This is a genomic window from Brucella rhizosphaerae, from assembly GCF_002252475.1.
In the GTDB taxonomy this organism is placed as follows: Bacteria; Pseudomonadota; Alphaproteobacteria; order Rhizobiales; family Rhizobiaceae; genus Brucella; species Brucella rhizosphaerae.
Genome location: NZ_NNRK01000008.1, coordinates 1 through 853, shown reverse-complemented (window position 1 = coordinate 853; position 853 = coordinate 1). Strand labels below are relative to the sequence as shown.

Genomic DNA, 853 nt, shown 5'->3' with positions numbered 1-853 from the left:
TAGGCTGTGCACTCATAAATAGGCTAGCTATTTGAATGGATTAGTGATTCAAAGGTCTCGGATTTGGAGGTCTTTGATGTCACGTCGCCGCTATGAGCTCACAGAACGGGAATGGTCAATTATTGCACCCCTGTTGCCGTGCAAACCTCGTGGAGTTCCACGGGTTGATGACCGCATGGTTCTCAACGGAATCCTGTGGCGGTTTCGCACCGGGTCATCATGGTCAGAAATCCCAGAGCGCTATGGTGTTGCAACGACTTGCTACAACCGGTTCGTTCGTTGGCGACGTGCTGGTGTCTGGGATCGACTGCTGGAGGCCGTCTCTCAAGCCTATGATGGTGATATCGTGATGATCGACAGTACCTGTGTCCGCGTTCACCAGCACGGAGCCACAGGAAAAAAGGGGATGCCGACGATGGTGGCATGGGACGTTCCCGTGGCGGCCTCACAAGCAAAATCCACGCAATTGTTGATGCAGAAGGCCGTCCGATCAATCTTTGCCTGACGGGTGGTCAGGTTGCTGACTGCTCGCAGGCGGAAGGTCTGATGGCCTGCGTTAAAGAAGGTGGCACGCTGCTTGCGGACAAGGCTTACGATACCGACGCAATCCGCAAGACAGCAGCAGACCTCAAAATCTGGGCCAATATCCCTCCCAAATCCAGCCGTAAAGACGTCTTCGCGTTCTCACCATGGGTCTATCGCCAGAGAAACCTGGTCGAACGCTTCTTTAACCGCATCAAACACTATCGTGGCATCGCCACACGTTACGATAAGAACCCTGCCAATTTCCTGGCCGCGGTCAAACTCATAGCTGTCCGCATCTGGTGCATCAGTTTATGAGTCTACGCTCTAG

At 53.6% G+C, this 853-nt stretch carries 1 protein-coding gene; it reads left to right on the top strand.

The window, feature by feature from the left end; translation table 11 throughout:
- Window positions 1–76: 76 nt before the first annotated feature.
- Window positions 77–840, top strand: a protein-coding gene (locus CEV32_RS00350) for an IS5 family transposase (protein ID WP_094573459.1) whose coding sequence is annotated in 2 segments (ribosomal slippage) — window positions 77–398 and window positions 398–840 — 765 coding nt in all. Because the reading frame shifts where the segments join, the coding sequence is not laid out codon by codon here.
- Window positions 841–853 lie beyond the last annotated feature (13 nt).